Origin of the sequence: Microvirga sp. KLBC 81, from assembly GCF_003075415.1 — a bacterium.
Classification (GTDB): domain Bacteria; phylum Pseudomonadota; class Alphaproteobacteria; order Rhizobiales; family Beijerinckiaceae; genus Microvirga.
Map to the genome: position 1 here is coordinate 1 of NZ_QDAH01000079.1, position 19381 is coordinate 19381.

A 19381-nucleotide genomic window follows, 5' to 3' on the forward strand; every position below is an offset into this window, starting at 1 on the left:
GCAGCGGCGGGCCAGCGAGCAGATCGACCGTTGTGAGAGGGCTCTCAAGAGCCTCAAAGGCATCGTGTTCGGCTGACGAAGCTTTTGCGAGCCTGCTACCACCTTCAGCAGAGTCGTGGTGCTCGGAACCAACCGTGGCGGTTGGCGTAGCGTCGTTTCTTCGTCAGATCCTTCTGCCCTTCGAGCGTCTCGGCGGGGAGAGACCACCTCCCGGTAGCGACGGGTGTGCTTCTTGGCCGAAGGTCTCATGTTGACCTTACCGGCCATGAACCCTGCCTTCTGCAGTCCTGCAACGGCAGGCATCAAACCATGACAGGTCGCCACAAACACCTCATTACGAAAGGTACTTGAGAGATTTCGGCTGAACAGCGGTTGCCGATCCGTCTAACCCTGGGATGCCTTAGACTGTCTTCCTTGTGCGGCGCCCTTTGGCGGGAGCGGTATCTTTCGCAGCGGCTTTGACCTGGGCCGAGCCCTTCCTCCGCTGCTGACCGAGCCCCATGGTCTTGGCAAGCTCAGAGCGAGTCTTGGCATAGTTCGGTGCGACCATCGGATAATCGGCGGGCAGGCTCCACTTGGCGCGGTACTGCTCGGGCGTCATGCCGTAGGTAGTCCGCAGATGGCGCTTCAGCGACTTGAACGTTTTCCCGTCTTCCAGGCAGATGATATAGTCCGACGTTACCGATTTCTTCACCGGAACGGCGGGCACCAACTCAGCCTTCTCGCCTGTCTGGCCCTCTGCCGTTTTCGTCAGGGCGGCATAGACGGAGTTGAGCAGCGACGGCAGGTCTGTGGCCGGAACGGAGTTGTTGCTGACGTAGGCCGAGACGATATCGGCACAGAGTTCAATGTAGTTCGGAGAGGTTGTGCTCTCGCCCATGATGTCTTGTCCTCGCCACGCGGGATTAGCTTGGAGGCTGAGTAGAGCAATTGTTGCTCCGGCAGGATCAGCAGGATCAGCCCGCGCAGCACAAAGATGCCTGTGATCTTCGCCGCAGGTATGGCCTCGATCATGCGGTGGCAAGCAGTTTTTAAACGTTCATCTCAGAAGACTGCATTCTTTATTCTCATTTTTCCGTCGAGACATTCTGTAAACGATTACATCAACATCGGGGACCATCTGGCTGTAGAAGATTTCTGCGACAGGCTGGATCCAATCTATTTCTAACTTATTTTAGCTGCCGCTCAGGCGGCGCATGGAGATGGGATGCCTCATTCCAGGCAACGGCATGGCACGATCATTGATGCTGTGATGGCACACACGGCTCTGACTGCGATGGCGGCCGCCTAACCTGCTGTTATGTGAAGTATCCGAAACCAGAGATCACGGCCTGGGAAGGAACTGGAATATGGCCTTGAGGACTGTTCCCGGCCAGAGGCGATACAGGAGCACATCATACCCCGCTATTTCTTCCACATCTGCGACGGTGAAGAGGTTCTGGACGACGTAGGCACGGTCCTTGCCAGCCGAGAGGAAGCCCGCGCCCATGCAATTGTGGTCGCAGGCGAACTCCTCCGGGATGCTGGAAGGAAATTCTGGAGTGGCACCGAATGGCGGCTGCGGGTCACCGACGAGACGGGCACAAGAGTCTGTACTCTAAGGTTCTTGGCCGAGAACCATGGCGCGGACTGATCAATGCCGGTAGGAAGTCGGATTAGGACTTTGTGTAGGTGAGGGGTAAGAGGCGCTCAAAGGTTTGGCGGACCCTGCCGTAGCATTCGCACGACGCTCGTTCGAGACCGGCACGATCCTTCACCGTAATCCATCCTCGGCCCTGCTCGATAAGCCCTGCCGTTTGAAGCGTCCGCATGATAGCACTCACGGTCGAGCGCTGGACCCCCAGCATCTCGGCGAGGAGCTCATGGCTGAGCGAGAGAGTATCTCGGCCGACACGGTCGTGGGTGCTGAGAATCCAACGGCAGCAGCGCTCGTCGACCTGATGGACGGCGTTACAAGCCACGTTCTGAAGAACGCGCGCCGTTATTGCTTCTGAGAAGCGCTGGATCACATCTCGGATATTGCGGTGCGCTGAGATCGCCTTCTGCATCTGCTCAATGCCGATGCGTGATGCCGTGCCTGGAGTTTGGACAACATAGCGCCCGAAGGCATAGGGGGTGGTCGCCGTCGTTACCAGACCGATAACGCCCTCCCGCCCGGCGATGGACATTTCCGCCGAGGTCCCGTTGGTCATCACGGCAACGAGCACCACAACCGCGTCATGAGGGAAGTAGGTGTACCGGATGATCTCATCGGTCTCAAAGAGAACCTGACCACGTTGCAGGTTTACGATCTCCAGATGCGGTTCAAGATAGGCCAGACTCTCGGGAGCCAAAGCCGCTAGAAGCCGATTGGTGCAATGATCTCTAGGATCTCTAGGTGGTCTCGTCAGTTGCATCCGGACGATTGCAGCTCCTCTGCATTGTTGTCCTGCGACTGTTCCAAAGTCAGGCTTGGGATGCAACCCAATAGTTCCTGAAGCCAATTGATAATTCGTTCGAGTTCATCCGGCTTCAGCTGAAAGTGTCACGTTCGTATCCGTCCACAACCCCAGAATTTCCGAGTTCGCTGACCTCGCCTTGGAATATCCGCCTACAAGTTGGTAATGGTTGGCGCAAAAGCAGTAAGGCCGAAACCACCGCTCCGATCATTGGCTTATTGTCTCGCCAAGCATTCGCAGCTCATCCGCCGCCAGCCTTCCCGCCTCCTGTGGCGTCTTCGTCGACTTCACTCCCGGCAGGGCAAGGCACCCCTCATTGAGGCGCGATGATTCAGGTGCGGGAGAACAGGCATGACGATGCGATCCGGCCCCATTCAAAAGCCGCTGCTTGCCATCGGAGCGACATTCCTGTTCTTCATTGCGGGACAGGACGTCGCCCTGGCCCAGACAGCGGATTGCGAGAGGTACAAGGCTGAGCTTGCGTCCCTGAACCGCAGCGGCGCCTCGTCTCGCATGGCAGAGGCCAACGCGGCGCGGCACCGGGGCGAGATTGAGCGGCTGGCGGGCTACTACCGCGCCATCGGCTGTGACCGGGGCGGCTTCTTCTTTCGCCCACCGCCCGAATGCGGCCCGATTGCCGGCCGGATCCGCGCCTTGCAGGCGAGCTACCAATTGCTCGTTGGTCAGGCTGCGGATGCTGAGGCCGTCGGTGAACGCCAACGCCAGCTCAGGGCCGCCATCAACAGAGTGTGTGACGCCTCGGCAGAGCCGGAGTCCATTCCGACGACCAAGCCGATGGGTCGCGGGCGGCTGGTGTGCGTGCGGTCGTGCGATGGCGGCTACTTCCCTCTGGACAGCCAACCGAAGGGCCGAGAGAGCGCAGCGGCCCTATGCCGCGCCCTGTGTCCCAACGCGCAGGTGGTGGTCTTCCATGCGCCACATGAGGGCGGCATTGAGGAGGCAGTGTCTGAGACCGGTGAGCCGTACATGAAGCTACCCAACGCGCTACGCTACCGGAAAGCCTATGATCCGAGTTGCTCGTGTAAGAAGCCGGGTGAGAGCTGGGCCCATGTGCTGCGCAAGGCCGAAGGCATGATCGAGCGCAAGAAGAGCGACGTCCTGGTGACGGAAGCCATCTCTCAGCAGATGGCCAACCCGATGCTGCGGAGGCCCAAGGCCAAACGGGGCAAGCCCGAAGGCTCGACCATCAGTGCATCGACCGTTCAGCAGTCCTCCTCGCAGGATCCGGAGACGACAGGCAGCATTGAACCGGACACCGCGCCTCGTGTCAGGTTCGGCACGGGGATACGGGTGATCGCGCCTGACCTCATCCCTGTCCCGGTGCCATAGGTGGCGGAGGCAGGTCATGGAGCCAGGATCTATGAAGGTCCGGTCACGCCGCCGATGCGAAAATTCGGTTGCCCCGCCGTGAGGCGAGCCTGAGTCCCTTGGGCGCGATCTGGGCTCATTCGATCGACCGAGGCGGGACGAGCGCCTGCCAGCCTGTGCACCAGACTGGCGGGTGCGCTCGCGCTTACACGGATAGCCCGCCTGTTGGTTTCGGATGGTTGAGAAAGAAGCGCAGCATCTCCCGGCTGGCATCGGGTCCACGCGGCTCGGTGTACGAGCCGGCTGGGCTGCCGCCCGACCAGGCATGGCCTGCGCCATGAAGCACCCACTGTTCCAGCATCGGGTGCCCGCTGTCGTCGGTCTCGACCGTACGGGTGTACGTGATGCCGCCTGGCGCCTGACCGCGCGTGACCGTCGTGCGGAGATCCGACCCTGCCTTAGAATGGGCCATCACCTGATCACCATTGATCGGATTGACCGTCGTGTCACGGTCGCCATGGAAGACAATCGTCGGCACGGGCTGCCGGGCTCCGCTGGCCCGGGGAGCCCCACCCTGCCGCATCGCCGCAAATGCCGACGGCATATCGGTGGCTGCCCCACATGCGAGCCCGGAATGGACGCCCACCGCGGCATAGAGGTCCGGGTAGACCGATCCCATGATGGCCGCCGCCGCTCCGCCCGCTGACAGGCCAGCCACGTAGACCCGTCCCGTTTCAACGGCAAACTCGCTCATGATCTGACGGGTGATGCCTGCAATCAGCGAAGGCTCGCCCCGATCCCGCTGCTGATCGCTCTCGTTGAACCAGTTCCAGCACCTGGACACGTTGGCCGACTGAGCCTGCGCCGGATAGGCGACCAGAAACATCTGCTCCTCGGCCAACTGGTTCATCTTCGTGCCGGCGGCGAAGTCGTCCGGCGACTGAGTGCAGCCATGCAGCATCACCACGAGCGGAAGCGCCTGTCCGGTGTAGCCGCTCGGAACGTAGATCTTGTACGACCGGCTTCCCGCCTCATTGGCAAAGGATCGCTCTTCGAAGCTTGCTCCCTCCGGCAGAGAAGCGGGTGCGTGGACCGGCGCGTGTCCTGCCCTTCCAGCAAGGCCGCCTGGCGAGCCGAGCGGTCCCATACGGCCGAGGAAACCGCGCAGTGCCTCTGGCACCTCGGGCTGAGACATACCTCCTGCGGAAAAGTCAAACGCATGGGGAGCAGAGCGTGAGAAACCGAAATTCGGAGAGGTCCATGCTCCTCCCGTGGAGGACGGAGGAACCATGTCGATGATCGTTGAGGCGCGGCCTGTCCGCCATTGTCCTGGCTTACTCCCGCGCTCTTTTGATGTGGCGGACGGATGGATACTGGAAGTGTCTCCGCGGAGGATCGCCATGGCTTCTGCAAGCCGGCCCTCGCGAGTCAGGCGGGTTGCCTCCATCATGTCGATGTTGGGTTTGGCATTCATGAGATTGTTCCTGTGATCGGTGGGGGTCGGGCCAAGCGACAAGGTTGGCTGTTCCGTCGTCGGATAGGCTGGAAGGTGGTTTAGGGCTGGCGCGATCGGACCGGCTGGGCCCTCAGCGGATCCGATCCTTGAGCGCCTCTTTCACGGCCGCACTGGCATGCAGGGCGCCGAGAACATGGATGGAGGCGATGGTCCGGCGCGCCAGGTCGGGGGTGACATCGTTAGCGATACTGGCCAGCCCGAGAACCTGGATGTGCAGCACCTCGCCTGCCGCCTGGACCGCCTCCAGGTCGGCGCGGGTGTACTGGCGCAGGCCAAGGTCGAGCTGATGGCGGGCGACCGACTTCTTGACAGTGTCGTGATGCCGTTCGAGCTGGTTGCGAATGGCGGTCCGGATGAAGTCGGTGCGGTTTGAGTAGAATCCTTCTTGGACCAGAAGGTCGATATGGCCCAGATCGACAAAGCCGAGATTGATGGTGATCTTCTCGCTGTCTGCCGCCTTGGGCCGAAGCTCATGCACGTTGTTTGCCACCGCTGGTACTCCTCTTACCATCTGATTGGATGGTAATTGGATGGTGAAGATGGCAAGTTCAAGACCCGGTGCGGGATTCTCTGGCGAACCGATCCAGGCATCGACGACATGATCGAGGGCCGATATGCCGCCAAGCTCCATATGCTAAGTGCTGGATCGGATCCGGGAGCATTGCTCATGCAAGGCGCTCGATGACAGCGTCGATCGCTCCAAGCCGCGGAGTGCCGCGAACGAAGGCCCGCCGCAATCCTCCCATGTCGCAGTCAGAACTTCATCAACCTCAGTGCCGAGACCTCGCCGCCTGAGTTGAGCGAAACCCGCTGCGCCGGGCCTCGTTGAACCCCAGGACATGGAAGCGCAGAGCGAGCCGTCCCATGACAAGGACAGGTGCAGACATGGATCGCATCAACGACCGGCGCTCAAAGCCCGAGGGAGCCGCCAGTGCCGCTGATCGGGTCCATGGCAAAGCAGACAACGGTCTGAGTCACCAAGCTCCGGACCGCTCGCAACTGGAGCAGATCATTGCCGGCCTGACCGAGGGCGTGATCCTAGTCGAGCCGGACCACACCATCACTTACGCCAACGAGGCCGCGCTGGAGATGCACGGGGTCACCACCCTCGACGAGCTCGGCCGGACGGTTGACGAATATCGCAAGAACTTCGTCCTGCGCCATCAAAGCAGCCATCTGCTCGACCCTGGCCGCTATCCCATCGACCGCGTTGTGGCCGGCGAGGCCCTCGACGATGTCGTGGTCGTGGTGGCGCACAAATCCAATCAGGACCGGGACCGGACCCACCGCATTCGCAGCCTCGTCGTCACCGATCATGCGGGCAATCCCGATTGTCTCGTGCTCATCGTTCATGACGTCAGCGGAGAGACCGAGGCCGAGCACCGCTTCGAGCGGGCTTTCGCGGCCAATCCGGCGCCCGCCACGATCTGCCGCCTCACCGATCTGCGCTTCGTGAAGGTGAACGAGGGCTTTCTGGAGCTCACCGGCTACAAGCGCGAGGACGTGCTGGGTCGAAGCGTCTATGAGATTGACGTGCTGGAACGGGCCGAGCGCCGCAGCCTCGCACTCGAGCGGCTGCGCGCGGGCGAGACCATCCCGCAGATGGAAGCGTGTCTCACCGTGCCGAGCGATCCCGGAGGACGCCAAGTGGTGGTGGCAGGCCAGCCGATTGAGGTTGGCGAGGAGCCCTGCATGCTGTTCACCTTCGCGGACCTGGAGCCGCGCCGGAAGGCCGAGACGGCGTTGCGCCAGTCCGAGGAGCGCTTTGCCAAGGCCTTCCGCTTGGCTCCTGTGCCTACCATCATCAGCACCGCCGACGATCATCGGTTCATTGAGGTGAATGAGGCCTTCACGAGGGTGCTGGGCTATCAGGCACAGGACGTGGTCGGGTACCCCGCCGATGACATCGGTCTCTGGGTCGATGAGGAGGAACGCCGCCGCTTCGAAACCGAACTTGCTAGAGCAGGCAGCGTCAGGGACTTCGAGGCCTGCCTGCGTGTGAAAGGCGGCGGTGATATCGACTGTCTGGTCTCGGCCGAGACCATCACGCTGAGCGATCGGGCGTGTATCCTGTGCTCGTTCCAGGACATCACCGCCCGCAGGCGCTCGGAGGAAGAACTCGTCAAGGCCATTGAGGCGGTAATGGCGGACGCGTCCTGGTTCAGCCGGGGCGTGGTCGAGAAGCTTGCTGCCTTGCGCCACTCGCCCCGACCGGGACAGTCACCGGCACAGGTCGCCGCCAGTGTGGCCGATCTGACGCCGCGAGAACGCGAGGTGCTCACCCTCGTCTGCCAAGGCAAGAGCGACCCTGAGATCGGAACGGAGCTCAAGCTCGCCCGCAACACCGTGCGCAACCATGTCGCGTCCCTGTACCAGAAGCTCGGGGTCAACCGGCGCAGCGCCCTGATCGTTTGGGCCCGGGAGCGCGGAATCGGGAGTGAGGGTGTCGAGGCCAAGCTCCCGAAGGCGCCAAAAAGAGGTGCAGGAAAACCGGGTCGGGTAGTGCGGAACAACCACTGAAAAAATTGATGAACTTTAATGATTTTAACGGGTTAGCGGCCGTGATAAGACGGTGGGCGCAATGGTTGTCACGTGCACGCCATCCTAACCCGGAGGCTCTCATGGACAAGGATCGGATTGCAGGCAGCGCGAAGAAGACCAAGGGCTCCGTCAAGGAAGCCATCGGCAAGATCACAGGCGACAGCAAGACCCAGGCTGAAGGGTCTGCCGAGAAGACAGCAGGTCGGGCGCAGAACGTTGTCGGCAGCATGAAGGACACGGTGCGCGACGCCATCAAGCCCCGCTGACAAAAGCCCTGCTGCTGTTGCCGACAGAACGAAAGCAGCTCGGCTGACGCCGTACGGACCTGGTGACATCGAGCTCGTGAAGACAATACCTCATGGGCCGAGCCCTGCGGATAGAGGTGGTAATGCGCGCTGATCGTCACAACGCGCCAGTGGCGGCCTCCAGTCCAAGACAGATGACGGGCCACCACATCGTCCGGGAGGTCGGTTTTACAGGAGAACGACCATGATGACGCTGTCGAACCTGACTGGCACTATTCGGCATGACCGGTCCCCTCCCCTGCGCTCCGTGAGCCCGTCGGTCTCCGCTGCCTTGAACAACAGCATCCAAGCCCATCTCGGCCAGCACCTGCGGACCTGGTATGGCGACCCTGCCGAGGACAAACTCCCGCACAACCTTGCCCGGCTTCTCGATCGGGTGGCACAGGTTATCCGCGCCCGCACCGAACTGGCCGACCAAGCGTTCGTTGATGGAGTTCTAGCAAGCGTGACTTCGCTCCGGGCTTTCGCAATCTCGCTCACGCGGAATGGCGAGCAAGCCGAGGACCTCGTGCAGGAGACAGTGCTCAGAGCTATCAGCAAGCAGAAGCAGTTTGAAGCCGGCACGAACCTACAGGCCTGGCTCTTCACCATCCTGCGCAACCAGTTCTTCTCGGAACACCGCAAGTCTTTGCGCGAGGTGGAGGATGGGGACGGATCCTATGCCGCCACGATGGTCTGCATGCCGGACCAGGAGGAGAGGATCATGATCCATGATCTCGAAGCAGCGCTCCACAAGCTGCCTGACGGTCAGCGTGAGGCGCTCATGCTCGTGGGCGTAGAGGGATTGTCCTATGAGGAGGCCGCCCTGGTGCTTGGATGTGCGGTTGGCACTGTCAAGAGCCGGGTCAACCGGGCCAGAAGCTGTCTGGCCGAGCTCATGAGGCTCGCTGGCGAGGATGGCCTTGCCAGATCCCACCCTGCGGAAATGTGAGAACAGCCAGGCGCGGGAGAGCCAGAGGCAGCAGGCGTTCACGCCCGTAGTTCCGACGACAGACTAAAGCATCGGATCAATCCCAAAAGTGGATTCCACTTTTTCACGTCCGATGCCTTAGCTAAAGCGAATTTCGGATCAGTGTAGGCATAGCCGGCATGCCTGAACCAGCCTCGGGCATCCTTTGCGGTGATGGTGTCGCGGGCGGGCTTGAGTTCCGCCTCCAGGGCCTCAAGACTGCGCCCGGCTTGGGCCTTCAGGCGCTCTTTCATCTTAGCCCAGGCCTGCTCGATCGGGTTCAGGTCCGGCGAGTAGCGCGGCAGGTACGTCAGTCCAATCCCGGCCTGCTCGAGAAGCTGCCCGACTTCCGTGGCGCGATGTGGGCGCAGGTTGTCCATCACCAGAATGGCATCCGGCTTCACCTGCTGGAGTTTGGGCACCAGCACCTGCTCCAAATAGGCCAACAGCACGGAGGTCGAGGTTGACGCCTCGATGCTCATCGTCGCCACCAGGCCCTCACATGCGAGCGCACCCAGAACCGTCAGCCGCTGCCACGAGCCGAGCGGGACGGAGCCATACGCCCGCTGCCCGCGCAGTGCTCGGGCATGGGTGCGGGCCATCTTGGTGGTGATGCCGCTCTCATCGAGAAAGACCAGCCGTTCAGCCGGCATGCCGCTCATCTGCTGACGATAGGCCTCACGTTCACGGGCGATCTCGGGCCGCTCCCGCTCGGTCGCCCGGAGCGTCTTTTTTTCACCGTCAGCTTGAGACGCTGGAGCGTCCGACACATCACCGGACGGCTGACGCGTTTGCCGGTGAGCGCAACCAAGCGCTCGGCATACTGATCCAGGTACGCAGCGTTGCTCTCAGCCACGAGCGCCTGCAGCAGCGCCAGCTCCTTAGGTCCCAACACACTGGCAGGCCCGCCGCGGTGCGGCTTGGGGCTGCGCCGGCCTTCCTGGCGGGCTTGGCGGATCCAGTTGCAGACGGTGGCCGGGCACACACGAAAACGGCGAGCAATGGCGACTTGGCTACCCTCGCCTTGCTCGTAGGCGACCAAAACGCGTTCTCGCAAATCGGCGGAATAGGGCTGGGGCATGGCTCGCCTCCCGTGCCATATGCCGATCAACGCGCAGCCCGCTGCTTTGGATTCACATCAGATCGAAATCCGCTTTAACCTCTTCCATGGACGCCTCCCTCAAGTGGTGCTCAACACCTCCGCTTTGGCACACCAAGGCCGTTGGGGGCGTCCACCCCATCTGAACCAACAGAAAGACGTCCTGCTGCACGATTCCGATCCGGCTTCGCAGCGCCCGGAACTTTATGTCGCGAATGTCGACCCCATCGATCGTGATCGAGCCACCGTCGATCTCGTAGTAGCGCGGCAGCAGCGAGCAGATTGTCGTCTTGCCGGCTTCTGACGGTCCGACGAAGGCAATGGGTTTCTCCCGCGCGGATGGCAGATCGAGACTACCAAGAACGACCCGGCCAGCTGTATAACCGGACCGGACATTCGTGTATTCTATGTCTCCCTTGAGCTTACCCGGGTCGCGCGCCTAGACGGTCCGCAATGTCTGGACGAGTGTCCAGGAAGTCGATGTACCGCTTGAAGCCGGCGATGCCCTTCGGATAGGTTTCGATGACCGAGTTGATCTTTTTGATCGGCCGGAAAAAACTCCGACAAGCAGCAGGAAGCCGACAAAGCCACCTGCACTCAGCTCACTCCTGATCACGAGATACCTGCCTGCCACCATGACGACCCTCTGGATCAGACGCATGCTCAGATAGCTGAGCGAGGTCGATGCCACCATGACCCGGTAGGCTTCGAGCTTGGTGCTGCGGTAGCCCTGATTGTCTGCCGCGAAAAGGTGGCGCTCATGATCCTTATTGGCGAAGGCTTGGACCACGCGAATTCCGCCCGCATTCTCCTCACGAACTGACCGTGTGCGGCTGCTTCAGTGCCTTGCGGAAGAAGCGCCGGGCTGCCGCCCATCCCGTCTGGGTGAGAGCAGGAAATCGATTGTCTGCCCTATGGCATCAAGGGCACGGTAGAGATAAACCCATTCGTCCTTCCGGATATATGTCTCGTCGACCCGCCAGGAGCCATTCGTCGTGCGCAGATGAGGCGGACGCGCTTGTCCAGTTCGAGAGCGTAAGCCTGGATCCAGCGAAAGAGAGTCGTATGGTCCACTTGCACACCGCGATCAGAGAGCATGCGCTCAAGATCACGGTAGCTGATTGAGAATTGCAGGTATCAGCGCACTGCCCGCAGGATGATCTCCGCCGTGAGTTGCCGCCCCTTGAACGGGTTCTTGTTGTTTTGCTTTACCGCCAGCCCCTCTCGACGCCCTCGCGTCATAGCTCAGGCCAAGCAAGCTTCAAAACTGCAACAGAACCGGCCAAGCGGCGTCCCTCACGCTGGCGCACTGGCGGTAATAGTCGGAGCCATCATGCGCCCACGATTGATCAGAGCCGCCACGCAGGTCGCGAGCGATAATGCGGCGCGGTCCGACCTCCCTGCCTGGAGGCAGCATACATACTGCCGCATCAATTCGACCGTGACGTAATGGAAAGCCACGTCCGATCCTCGAGCTGGCCTCATCCGCCGGGAGGCCATCATAAGCTTTTCCAGGTATTGAGATTGTTCTATAGCCGGCTCCGCCAAGAACCCGCTCAGACCGCCGAACGTGTCTTCAAAGTGCCCCCACAGAAGAGCCAGGTTCTTTGCGACCTTATCCTGGTTGCTCGTTTCAAGCATCTGGAACTCGGCAAGGATGTCCCACGCCGGGTCGTGCTCCAACGCCCCTTCCTCTTCCCTGGCAAGAGGAGCGAAAGGGAGCAGAGCCTGCGCGTTCGAGAACACCGACGAGCGGACCGCATTCCACCCAGCAAACATCTTGGGAAGAGCTATTAGTGCAGTGACTAGAACGGTTTGATCAAGTGCCCCGCTGATCCGATGGAATGCTGGACGCGCTGCCTCCTGACATCTCGCGATTAACTGCAACTGGAGATGATAAATTTTATAGAATAACTCCAGTCTCTGAGCGAACCTATCGTTCGGTGGACTATCGACGTACCAAGGAAAGGTGAAGTCACTTCGGTCCTGAGGCGAGCTAGTCATAAAACTGGTGATCCGATCCGCAAATCGCTTTCGATGCGGTTTGGGTCATACATCTACAATGCTGGCAACTTTGAGGCTCCAGCAGCTGAATAAGAAAGTACATTTGATTGAGATGTGACTACGCGTCCGGAGCAGGATTATACGTATTAAATAGGTGTTCGATCCTACCTTTTGCTGACACTGGATGCTGCAGTTGGACTCCCTCACTGACGGGATAGGACGACCGCCACGTCCGAGTCTGAGGTTTCCCGTGCGAAATCATTCTGCTGGCCGACTACGCCGTCACTCTTAGTTCTCTGTGCATGGAAGCGTGTTGCTCGTCCGGAGTGAGGAGGAGCAATACCGACAAAGCTGCCGACGCCGCTGTCCGTGCTGCAAAGGGATCGGAAAGAGAAAGGGGCCGCGCCTGAACTCTGATCTGGTTCTGGTCTGCGGCCCCCTGGTCCGTGATGCCCCACAACAGGAGAGGCTACCCCTGAAGAGGTAGATCAAAAGGGCTGTATCAGCGCGTTGATTGGTTGTTTACTGTGGCTCATCAGCCATGATTTGCCCCTACGGCTGACCACTCAGAAGCGCCTTCGGGCGCTCTTCTTTTACGCGGCCGCCGCTGGGGGGACAGCATTGGTGCGGGTAGCGCAACAAGCCGTTTACGCCTTGCTGCTACACGCGAGCCAAGCTGAGTTGCGCATCAAGGCTCCAGAACAGAACCCCGTTCGGCTCTACCCCGGACGTGGTTTCGTCTTCCCTGGCTTCCGGGCCGGTGTCGCCCTAGGCCGTGCGGTCTGACCATCTCCCACGCTGTGGCCATGCCTCCTGGAGGGCAAAAGGCGAGGTGCTCCTCTATCCAATGCCGTCGCTAGAGCATCGGACCCAAAAGTGGACTTGCACTTTTGGGATCCATCCGATGCTTCCTTTCTGGAGTAGGGCATCGTTGGGTGCGGAAAACCGGGTCCACTTTTCGCTGACGCGGACCTTCGGTTCCGCACGATGCGCTAGCGCGCTTGGCGGATGGGCGTTTTCAGCGACCTGCTCCGGGGAGGCAAGGAATTGAGCCCGCCGCATCCGTGTCGTCGATGGCGTAAAACCGACTGATGCTGCCAGCCTGCCTCGCCTTTGCGAAGGGTGCATATTCGGGATCTTTCACGAATGCCTCAAGGTCATCCATAGAGGGGAACTGAAATTGGGCATGACGGGTCAGAAAGCCGGCATGAGCCCATTATTGATCCAGGGATCGCCTGACCTGATACAAACCTGTTTTGTGGCGGCCCGCCGAACTACGGCGTCTGAAGCCTATGCTCCAGGTATCGGGATGAAAGGCATCGATTTTGCCCATGGCCTCGGCCTTGCGGTTGCCGACTCTAGAAGCCCTCAGCGTGCGCTGCCGCACAGACCACCGGCAGGAGTGAAGAGTACAAACTGATAAAAATCAATATTCGTCAGGCATCAGATACAGCCTGATTGAAGGTGACGCGGGGGTCTGGCAGTGCGCTGGCTTGTATCCGCTCACGGGCAAGCGCCACAGTCAGTTTGGGACCTTGGCTGAAGGTGAATGCCATGTACGCATCCCTGCCCATGCTCATTCTCGGTCTGGCCGTCACGCTCGCCGGCTGCCAAGCGACGCCGCAGGAGGCGGCAAAACCTGATCGCCCTGTACTGGTGCAGTCGGTGGCCTTCGAGCCCCAGGCTCCGGAACGGACCTTTGTCGCGACCATCCGGCCTCGTGTCGAAAGCGATCTCGGCTTCCGCGTCGCCGGGAAAGTGGCCAAGCGCCTCGTCAGTGTCGGTGATGCGGTAAAAGTAGGCCAAGCGCTGGCTGCTCTCGACGCAACCGACCTGCGCCTCCAACGAGAGCAGGCCGAGGCTGAGGTGAGGGCCGCGTCCGCTGCGCTCCAGCAGGCCGAGGCCGAACTCCGGCGCATCCTCACCCTGAGGGGTCAGGGCTGGTCCACGACAGCTACCCTCGACCGCCAGCAAGCCGTCACCGAGGAGGCGCGGGGCCGCATGGCTCGCGCCGAGCGCGCCCTGCTGCTGGCCGAGAACGCTCTCTCCTACGCCACTCTCACCGCGGACATCGACGGCGTTGTCACCGCGACGCAGGTCGAGCCGGGGCACGTGGTCGACACCGGTAAGGTCGCCATCCGCATCGCGCGCTCATCGGAGAAGGAAGCAGTGATCGCTGTCCCTGAGGCCCAGATCGCTGCGGTCCGGACCGGCGTTGCGTCCCTCGCGCTCTGGTCGAACCCGGACAAGCGCTATCAGGCGACGTTGCGCGAGCTTTCGCCCTCGGCCGACCCGGCCACCCGCACCTATTTGGCCCGATTCTCGATCCCCGCCGCAGACGAACCGGTGCAGTTCGGCATGACGGCGACGGTCACGATCAGCGAGGCGGCCGCGTCGGAAGTCGCGCGCCTGCCATTGTCCTCTCTCCACAACCAGGGCGGCGGCCCGGCGGTTTGGGTGGTCGGCGCCGACAGCCGGCCAGTCCTGCGGCCGGTCACGATCGCGGCCTACCAGTCTCGTGACGTCCTGATCACCCAGGGGGTGAGCGACGGCGAGCACGTCGTCGTCCTGGGGGCGCAGAAGCTCGATCCGGGCCAGCGGGTCCGCATCGTCGAGGCACTGCAGTTCTAACCGTCTGGAGCCCAGCCATGAAGCGGTTCAACCTGTCCGAATGGGCCGTGCATCACCCGGCGCTCATCCTGTTCCTCATCCTCGCCATCAGCGTCGGCGGCCTTCTCTCCTTCCGCTCGCTCGGGCGCGCGGAGGATCCGAACTTTACCATCAAGAACGTGATCGTGACGGCGGTCTGGCCGGGTGCCACGGCGCAGGAGATGCAGGACCAGGTTGCGGATCCGATCGAGAAGAAGCTGCAGGAGCTGCCATGGTTCGACAAGGTGGTCACCTACGCCAAGCCCGGCTTCACGGCAATGAATGTCGGCTTTCGCGACAACACACCGGCCCGGGACGTGCCGCAGCTCTTCTATCAGCTGCGCAAGAAGCTCGACGACATCCGCGGTCAGCTTCCCAGCGACCTCATCGGTCCTAACGTGAACGACGAGTACGGGGATGTCGATTCCATCCTCTACATGCTGACCGGCGAGGGTGCCGACTTCGCGCAGCTCAAGAAGGTGGCCGAGGGATTGCGTCAGCAACTGCTGAAAGTTCCAGGGGTCACAAAGGTCAACCTGTATGGCGTGCAGGACGAGCGCATCTATGTCGAGTTCAGTCACGCGAAGCTGGCTACCTTGGGCATCTCCCCACAGGCCCTGTTCGAGTCGCTGCAGCGACAGAACGCTGTCGTGCCTGCCGGCACGGTTGAGACCAGCGCCCAACGGGTCCCCGTGCGTGTCACAGGGGCGCTCGACGGGGCGAAGGCCGTGGCGGAGACCCCGGTCGAGGCCGGTGGCCGCGTGTTCCGCCTCGGCGACATCGCGACCGTCACTCGTGGTTTTGAAGATCCTTCTGATTATCTGGTCCGCCAGCGCGGCCAGCCGGCTCTTGGCCTCGGTGTCGTCATGGCCAAGGGAGCGAACATCTTGGACTTTGGCCGGGAGGTGAATGCTGCGGCGGACGCCTTCATGCAGGCGGTGCCGCAGGGCATCAATATCGAGCAGGTCGCAGACCAGCCGAAGGTGGTCGACCATGCGATCCGTGAGTTCGAGCATTCGTTCCTCGAAGCCCTTGGCATTGTGCTTCTCGTCTCCTTCGTATCGCTGGGCTGGCGCACTGGCATCGTCGTAGCGCTCTCGGTTCCGCTCGTGCTCGCCATCACGTTTGCCGTGATGAGCCTGCTCGGCCTTGATCTCCACCGGATCACCCTCGGCGCCCTGATCATCGCCCTCGGCCTGCTGGTGGATGATGCGATCATTGCGGTGGAGATGATGACGGTGAAAATCGAGCAAGGATGGGACCGCATGCGCGCGGCGGCCTTCGCCTGGACCTCGACAGCCTTTCCCATGCTCACCGGAACACTGGTGACAGCTGCAGGCTTCCTTCCGGTCGGCTTCGCCAATTCGGCAGTCGGTGAATATGCCGGCGGCATCTTCTGGGTGGTGGCGATTGCCCTGGTTGCGTCGTGGCTGGTGGCGGTGATCTTCACCCCTTACATCGGGGTCAAGCTCTTGCCGCAGGCGCTTTCCGGACACACGCATGCAAATCCGCACGAGATTTACGAGACCCGCACCTATCGCGGCCTGCGCCGAATCGTGCAGGCCTGCGTGAATCGGCGCGGCCTCACGGTGCTGGCCACGATCGGCATCTTCGTGGCTTCTGTCGTTGCGTTCGGCCGGGTCCAGCAGCAGTTCTTCCCGCTCTCCGAGCGGCCAGAGCTGTTCTTCCAGATGCGCCTGCCCGAGGGCACGGCCATCGGCGTCACAACCGAGACGGCCCGACAGGCGGAGGCGATCCTCGGTGATGATCCCGATATCCTGACGCATACGACCTATATCGGCCAGGGCTCGCCGCGGTTCTGGCTCGGCCTCAACCCCCAGCTCCCGAACGAAGCCTTCGCGGAGATCGTGATTGTCGCCAGAGACGTGCCGGCGCGCGAGCGCATCAAGGCACGCATCGAAGATGCGGTGGCACAGGGTGCGCTCGCCGCAGCACGGGTGCGGGTCGACCGCTTCAATTTCGGTCCGCCGGTCGGCTTCCCGGTTCAGTTCCGCGTCGTCGGTCCAGACCCGATGACGGTACGCAGAATCGCGTCCGATGTCCGCGACGTCATGCGGACCAACGCCAACGTGGTCGATCCGCATCTCGAGTGGAACGAGTTGTCGCCGTCGGTGCGGCTCGTCGTGGATCAGGAGCGCGCCCGTGCGCTTGGGCTTGATCCGCAGACCGTGTCGCAGGCCCTGCAGACGCTTCTGTCCGGCTTCCCAGTCACTACGGTTCGCGACGGCACCGAGCGGGTCGAGGTCGTCGCCCGCGCGGCAACGCATGAGCGCCTTGATCTCGGCCGCATCGGCGACCTCACTGTCGTATCCAGCAATGGGCTTGCGGTGCCGCTCGCTCAGGTCGGCCGCATCGAGTACGCCCATGAGGAACCGATCCTCTGGCGGCGCAACCGTGACCTGTCGATTACAGTGCGCGCCGACGTGGTCGACGGGGTCCAGCCGCCGGACGCGACGAACCAGATCTGGCCGACCCTGGCCGGGATCCGCGGTCGGCTCGAGCCGGGCTATCGCCTCGAGATCGGCGGCGCAGTGGAAGAGTCGGCGAAAGGCAATGCCTCCATCTATGCGCTGTTCCCGCTGATGATCGGGGTGATGCTGACGCTGCTGATGATTCAGCTTCAGAGCTTCTCACGCCTGCTCCTCGTTTTTCTGACCGCGCCCCTTGGGCTGATTGGCGCATCGCTCGCGCTCAACCTGGCGAACCGACCGTTCGGCTTCGTGGCGCTGCTGGGCCTGATCGCGCTTGCCGGCATGATCATGCGCAACACCGTGATCCTGGTCGATCAGATCGAGACCGACGTGGCGCAGGGCGCGAGCCGGCGCGAGGCGATCGTGGAAGCAACGGTGCGGCGCGCCCGTCCTGTGGTGCTCACCGGGCTGGCCGCAATCCTGGCGATGATCCCGCTCTCCTCATCGGCGTTCTGGGGACCGATGGCCTTTACTATCATGGGAGGTCTGCTTGTCGCCACCTTCCTGACCCTGCTCTTCCTGCCGGCGCTCTATGCGCTGTGGTTCCGTAAGCGCCTCGATGAGCGTGGCTCCGGATCTCGGTTGGCGGAGGAGCCCGGGACAGGCGAAGCCGAAGGAATGGACCGACAGCCCTCGCTGCCTGCTGCCGCAGAGTAGGTGCTCTCGGGGCTGACCATTGTGCTCGAAGCCGAGTAGGTGTCGGTGGCTCGTTGACGAATGATGAATTTTATCATAGGTTTAGCTATGGATGCTGACGCTGCCCTCACCTCGGCTGAGCCCGACACCCGCGGCCGTATCGTCGACACAGCCGAGCGGTTATTCCGGCAGATCGGCTATCAGAAAACCACCGTGGCGGACATTGCCAAGGCGCTCCGGATGAGTCCGGCGAACGTGTACCGCTTTTTCGACTCCAAGAAGGCGATCAATGAGGCAGTCGCCGAGCGCCTGATGCGCGAGGTCGAGAGTGCCCTCAAGGCCATTGCGTGCCGGGATGCGCCGGCCGCGATCCGGCTGCGGGACATGATCGCGACCATGCACCAGATGACGGCGGTCTTGTATACTGACGAGCTGCGCATGCATGAAATGGTCGAACGGGCGCTGAGCGAGAGCTGGCAGGTCGTCCATGCCCACCTCGAGCGCAAGAATGCGATCTTCCAGCGAGTCGTCGAGGACGGGATCGAGACCGGCGAGTTCGCGCCGGCCGATCCTGTGATCGCATCGCGGTGTGTTCAGGTTGCCCTGATCCGCTTCTGCCATCCCGCACTCCTTGTGCAGTGCGCCGGGGAGCCAGGTCCATCCTTGGACCAGATGACGGAATTCATACTGGCTGGCTTGGGCTGCCGCACCCAAATGGCTTTCCATCCCAACCATCAAGAGGGCTGAGGCGGATAATGAGCTTGACGCTTCTATATCCGCGATTGTTTCCGTCCGTGTCGCCCTTGAAGACAGGGCGCGAGCTTCATGAAGCCACGAGAGTGGGACCGGTGCTCGCCCGTAAAAGTCGGCTCCGTTGATAAGGCCTACGGTCGGATAAGCTGGTGAGACTGGCACTCGCTTGCCCAATGGATCTACAGCCTCGGACGTGAAAAGTGGATTTGCACTTTTGGGACCCATCCGATGCTTTCTCTTTCAAGCAGAGCATCGTTGAGAGCGGAACCGGAGGTCCGCACGATGCTCTAGCTATTTCTGGAATAGCACAGAGCGTCAGTCCTCAGGTTCTATTGGAGGCTCTGTCGCATTAACTGCGTGAGGCACATCGGTAGCGTGCTTTCCCTGTGCGACTGCCACTATATGCTGTGGCTTGGCAGGTTAATGCAACAAAGCCGCCAAATTGGCCTTATCGTTATTTGGAAATAGCAGGTGATCTGCTTAACAATTATGTTCTGATAGCTGCACAGGCCTATGAGCAGGATTCATGAATTGATCTGAGGCACTCATCCCGGGCCTTTTACTGGACCAACTATGCGGACGCGAACTGCCCTTGGACCTGCCGCCATATGTGATCCACGACCTATGCAACTTTCCGGGCTTGATGAGTTTGTTGGGCGAAGGCGTTCGG

18 protein-coding genes and 1 pseudogene are annotated in these 19381 nt (G+C 61.5%); 8 read left to right on the forward strand and 11 right to left on the reverse strand.

The window, feature by feature from the left end:
• Together DC522_RS35485 and DC522_RS27245 are read right to left on the reverse strand one after the other, a co-directional pair.
• On the reverse strand, positions 1-267 hold a 267-nt coding region (locus DC522_RS35485), incomplete at its 3' end, for a hypothetical protein (protein ID WP_205769780.1).
• A 133-nt stretch (positions 268-400) separates the two neighbouring features.
• Positions 401-880: a MucR family transcriptional regulator gene (locus tag DC522_RS27245; RefSeq protein ID WP_116531702.1), complete on the reverse strand. Its 480-nt coding sequence runs from the start codon at positions 878-880 to the stop codon at positions 401-403.
• Between the two features lie 516 nt (positions 881-1396).
• Between DC522_RS27245 and DC522_RS37505 the strand changes: the two genes are divergently transcribed.
• Positions 1397-1633 carry a hypothetical protein gene (locus DC522_RS37505; RefSeq protein ID WP_116531704.1) on the forward strand — a complete coding sequence of 79 codons (237 nt, stop codon included), beginning with the start codon at positions 1397-1399 and terminating at the stop codon, positions 1631-1633.
• 22 nt (positions 1634-1655) lie between these two features.
• Here DC522_RS37505 and DC522_RS27260 read toward each other — a convergent pair whose 3' ends face one another.
• Positions 1656-2396 carry a Crp/Fnr family transcriptional regulator gene (locus tag DC522_RS27260; RefSeq protein WP_116531705.1) on the reverse strand — a complete coding sequence of 247 codons (741 nt, stop codon included), beginning with the start codon at positions 2394-2396 and terminating at the stop codon, positions 1656-1658.
• Positions 2397-2789: 393 nt separating this feature from the next.
• Between DC522_RS27260 and DC522_RS27265 the strand changes: the two genes are divergently transcribed.
• Positions 2790-3788, forward strand: coding sequence for a DUF2865 domain-containing protein (locus DC522_RS27265; RefSeq protein ID WP_116531706.1), 999 nt, complete (start codon positions 2790-2792; stop codon positions 3786-3788).
• A 184-nt stretch (positions 3789-3972) separates the two neighbouring features.
• Here the strand turns inward: DC522_RS27265 and DC522_RS27270 are convergent, their stop codons facing one another.
• Together DC522_RS27270 and DC522_RS27275 are read right to left on the reverse strand one after the other, a co-directional pair.
• Positions 3973-5241 carry a PHB depolymerase family esterase gene (locus DC522_RS27270; protein ID WP_116531707.1) on the reverse strand — a complete coding sequence of 423 codons (1269 nt, stop codon included), beginning with the start codon at positions 5239-5241 and terminating at the stop codon, positions 3973-3975.
• A 112-nt stretch (positions 5242-5353) separates the two neighbouring features.
• Entirely contained in the window at positions 5354-5794 is a 441-nt protein-coding gene (locus DC522_RS27275) for a CopG family transcriptional regulator (RefSeq protein WP_116531718.1), read from the reverse strand.
• A gap of 353 nt (positions 5795-6147) precedes the next feature.
• Here DC522_RS27275 and DC522_RS27280 point away from each other — a divergent pair, with 353 nt between their 5' ends.
• The 3 genes from DC522_RS27280 to DC522_RS27290 all read left to right on the forward strand — a co-directional run bounded on the left by DC522_RS27280 (position 6148) and on the right by DC522_RS27290 (position 9060).
• Positions 6148-7803, forward strand: a complete 1656-nt coding sequence (locus DC522_RS27280; RefSeq protein WP_245444590.1) for a helix-turn-helix transcriptional regulator — start codon at positions 6148-6150, stop codon at positions 7801-7803.
• A 101-nt stretch (positions 7804-7904) separates the two neighbouring features.
• The gene (locus tag DC522_RS27285) at positions 7905-8090 is read left to right on the forward strand and encodes a CsbD family protein (protein ID WP_116531709.1); all 186 of its coding nucleotides are present in this window, start codon (positions 7905-7907) and stop codon (positions 8088-8090) included.
• Between the two features lie 223 nt (positions 8091-8313).
• The gene (locus DC522_RS27290; protein WP_245444592.1) at positions 8314-9060 is read left to right on the forward strand and encodes a sigma-70 family RNA polymerase sigma factor; all 747 of its coding nucleotides are present in this window, start codon (positions 8314-8316) and stop codon (positions 9058-9060) included.
• Positions 9061-9098: 38 nt separating this feature from the next.
• Here DC522_RS27290 and DC522_RS27295 read toward each other — a convergent pair whose 3' ends face one another.
• The 6 genes and pseudogenes from DC522_RS27295 to DC522_RS36990 form a co-directional block, all read right to left on the reverse strand.
• Positions 9099-9740, reverse strand: coding sequence for an IS630 family transposase (locus tag DC522_RS27295; protein ID WP_245444594.1), 642 nt, complete (start codon positions 9738-9740; stop codon positions 9099-9101).
• Entirely contained in the window at positions 9737-10159 is a 423-nt protein-coding gene (locus DC522_RS27300) for a helix-turn-helix domain-containing protein (protein WP_116531711.1), read from the reverse strand. Before DC522_RS27300 ends, DC522_RS27295 begins: the two co-directional genes overlap by 4 nt.
• A 169-nt stretch (positions 10160-10328) precedes the next feature.
• Positions 10329-10991, reverse strand: a pseudogene (locus tag DC522_RS27305) (ABC transporter transmembrane domain-containing protein); the annotation flags it as partial.
• A gap of 24 nt (positions 10992-11015) precedes the next feature.
• Complete coding sequence (locus DC522_RS37510; RefSeq protein WP_371680640.1) at positions 11016-11228, reverse strand: DDE-type integrase/transposase/recombinase; 213 nt, start codon at positions 11226-11228, stop codon at positions 11016-11018.
• Positions 11229-11473: 245 nt separating this feature from the next.
• Positions 11474-11860, reverse strand: a complete 387-nt coding sequence (locus tag DC522_RS34415) for a hypothetical protein (RefSeq protein WP_133239386.1) — start codon at positions 11858-11860, stop codon at positions 11474-11476.
• A gap of 1339 nt (positions 11861-13199) precedes the next feature.
• Positions 13200-13379, reverse strand: coding sequence for a DUF1330 domain-containing protein (locus DC522_RS36990; protein ID WP_256369926.1), 180 nt, complete (start codon positions 13377-13379; stop codon positions 13200-13202).
• Between the two features lie 341 nt (positions 13380-13720).
• Between DC522_RS36990 and DC522_RS27330 the strand changes: the two genes are divergently transcribed.
• The 3 genes from DC522_RS27330 (at position 13721) to DC522_RS27340 (ending at position 18705) form a co-directional block, all read left to right on the forward strand.
• Entirely contained in the window at positions 13721-14812 is a 1092-nt protein-coding gene (locus tag DC522_RS27330) for an efflux RND transporter periplasmic adaptor subunit (protein WP_371680643.1), read from the forward strand.
• Positions 14813-14829: 17 nt separating this feature from the next.
• Complete coding sequence (locus DC522_RS27335) at positions 14830-17979, forward strand: efflux RND transporter permease subunit (protein WP_116531716.1); 3150 nt, start codon at positions 14830-14832, stop codon at positions 17977-17979.
• A gap of 87 nt (positions 17980-18066) precedes the next feature.
• The gene (locus tag DC522_RS27340) at positions 18067-18705 is read left to right on the forward strand and encodes a TetR/AcrR family transcriptional regulator (protein ID WP_116531717.1); all 639 of its coding nucleotides are present in this window, start codon (positions 18067-18069) and stop codon (positions 18703-18705) included.
• Positions 18706-19381 lie beyond the last annotated feature (676 nt).

What these genes read in the sequence shown, in the direction of transcription:
- DC522_RS27245 (WP_116531702.1), bottom strand. Translation starts at nt 880, where the DNA reads ATGGGCGAGAGCACAACCTCTCCGAACTACATTGAACTCTGTGCCGAT.
- DC522_RS27260 (WP_116531705.1), bottom strand. Translation starts at nt 2,396, where the DNA reads ATGCAACTGACGAGACCACCTAGAGATCCTAGAGATCATTGCACCAAT.
- DC522_RS27265 (WP_116531706.1), top strand. Translation starts at nt 2,790, where the DNA reads ATGACGATGCGATCCGGCCCCATTCAAAAGCCGCTGCTTGCCATCGGA.
- DC522_RS27270 (WP_116531707.1), bottom strand. Translation starts at nt 5,241, where the DNA reads ATGAATGCCAAACCCAACATCGACATGATGGAGGCAACCCGCCTGACT.
- DC522_RS27275 (WP_116531718.1), bottom strand. Translation starts at nt 5,794, where the DNA reads ATGGTAAGAGGAGTACCAGCGGTGGCAAACAACGTGCATGAGCTTCGG.
- DC522_RS27280 (WP_245444590.1), top strand. Translation starts at nt 6,148, where the DNA reads ATGACAAGGACAGGTGCAGACATGGATCGCATCAACGACCGGCGCTCA.
- DC522_RS27285 (WP_116531709.1), top strand. Translation starts at nt 7,905, where the DNA reads ATGGACAAGGATCGGATTGCAGGCAGCGCGAAGAAGACCAAGGGCTCC.
- DC522_RS27290 (WP_245444592.1), top strand. Translation starts at nt 8,314, where the DNA reads ATGATGACGCTGTCGAACCTGACTGGCACTATTCGGCATGACCGGTCC.
- DC522_RS27295 (WP_245444594.1), bottom strand. Translation starts at nt 9,740, where the DNA reads ATGAGCGGCATGCCGGCTGAACGGCTGGTCTTTCTCGATGAGAGCGGC.
- DC522_RS27300 (WP_116531711.1), bottom strand. Translation starts at nt 10,159, where the DNA reads ATGCCCCAGCCCTATTCCGCCGATTTGCGAGAACGCGTTTTGGTCGCC.
- DC522_RS27335 (WP_116531716.1), top strand. Translation starts at nt 14,830, where the DNA reads ATGAAGCGGTTCAACCTGTCCGAATGGGCCGTGCATCACCCGGCGCTC.
- DC522_RS27340 (WP_116531717.1), top strand. Translation starts at nt 18,067, where the DNA reads ATGGATGCTGACGCTGCCCTCACCTCGGCTGAGCCCGACACCCGCGGC.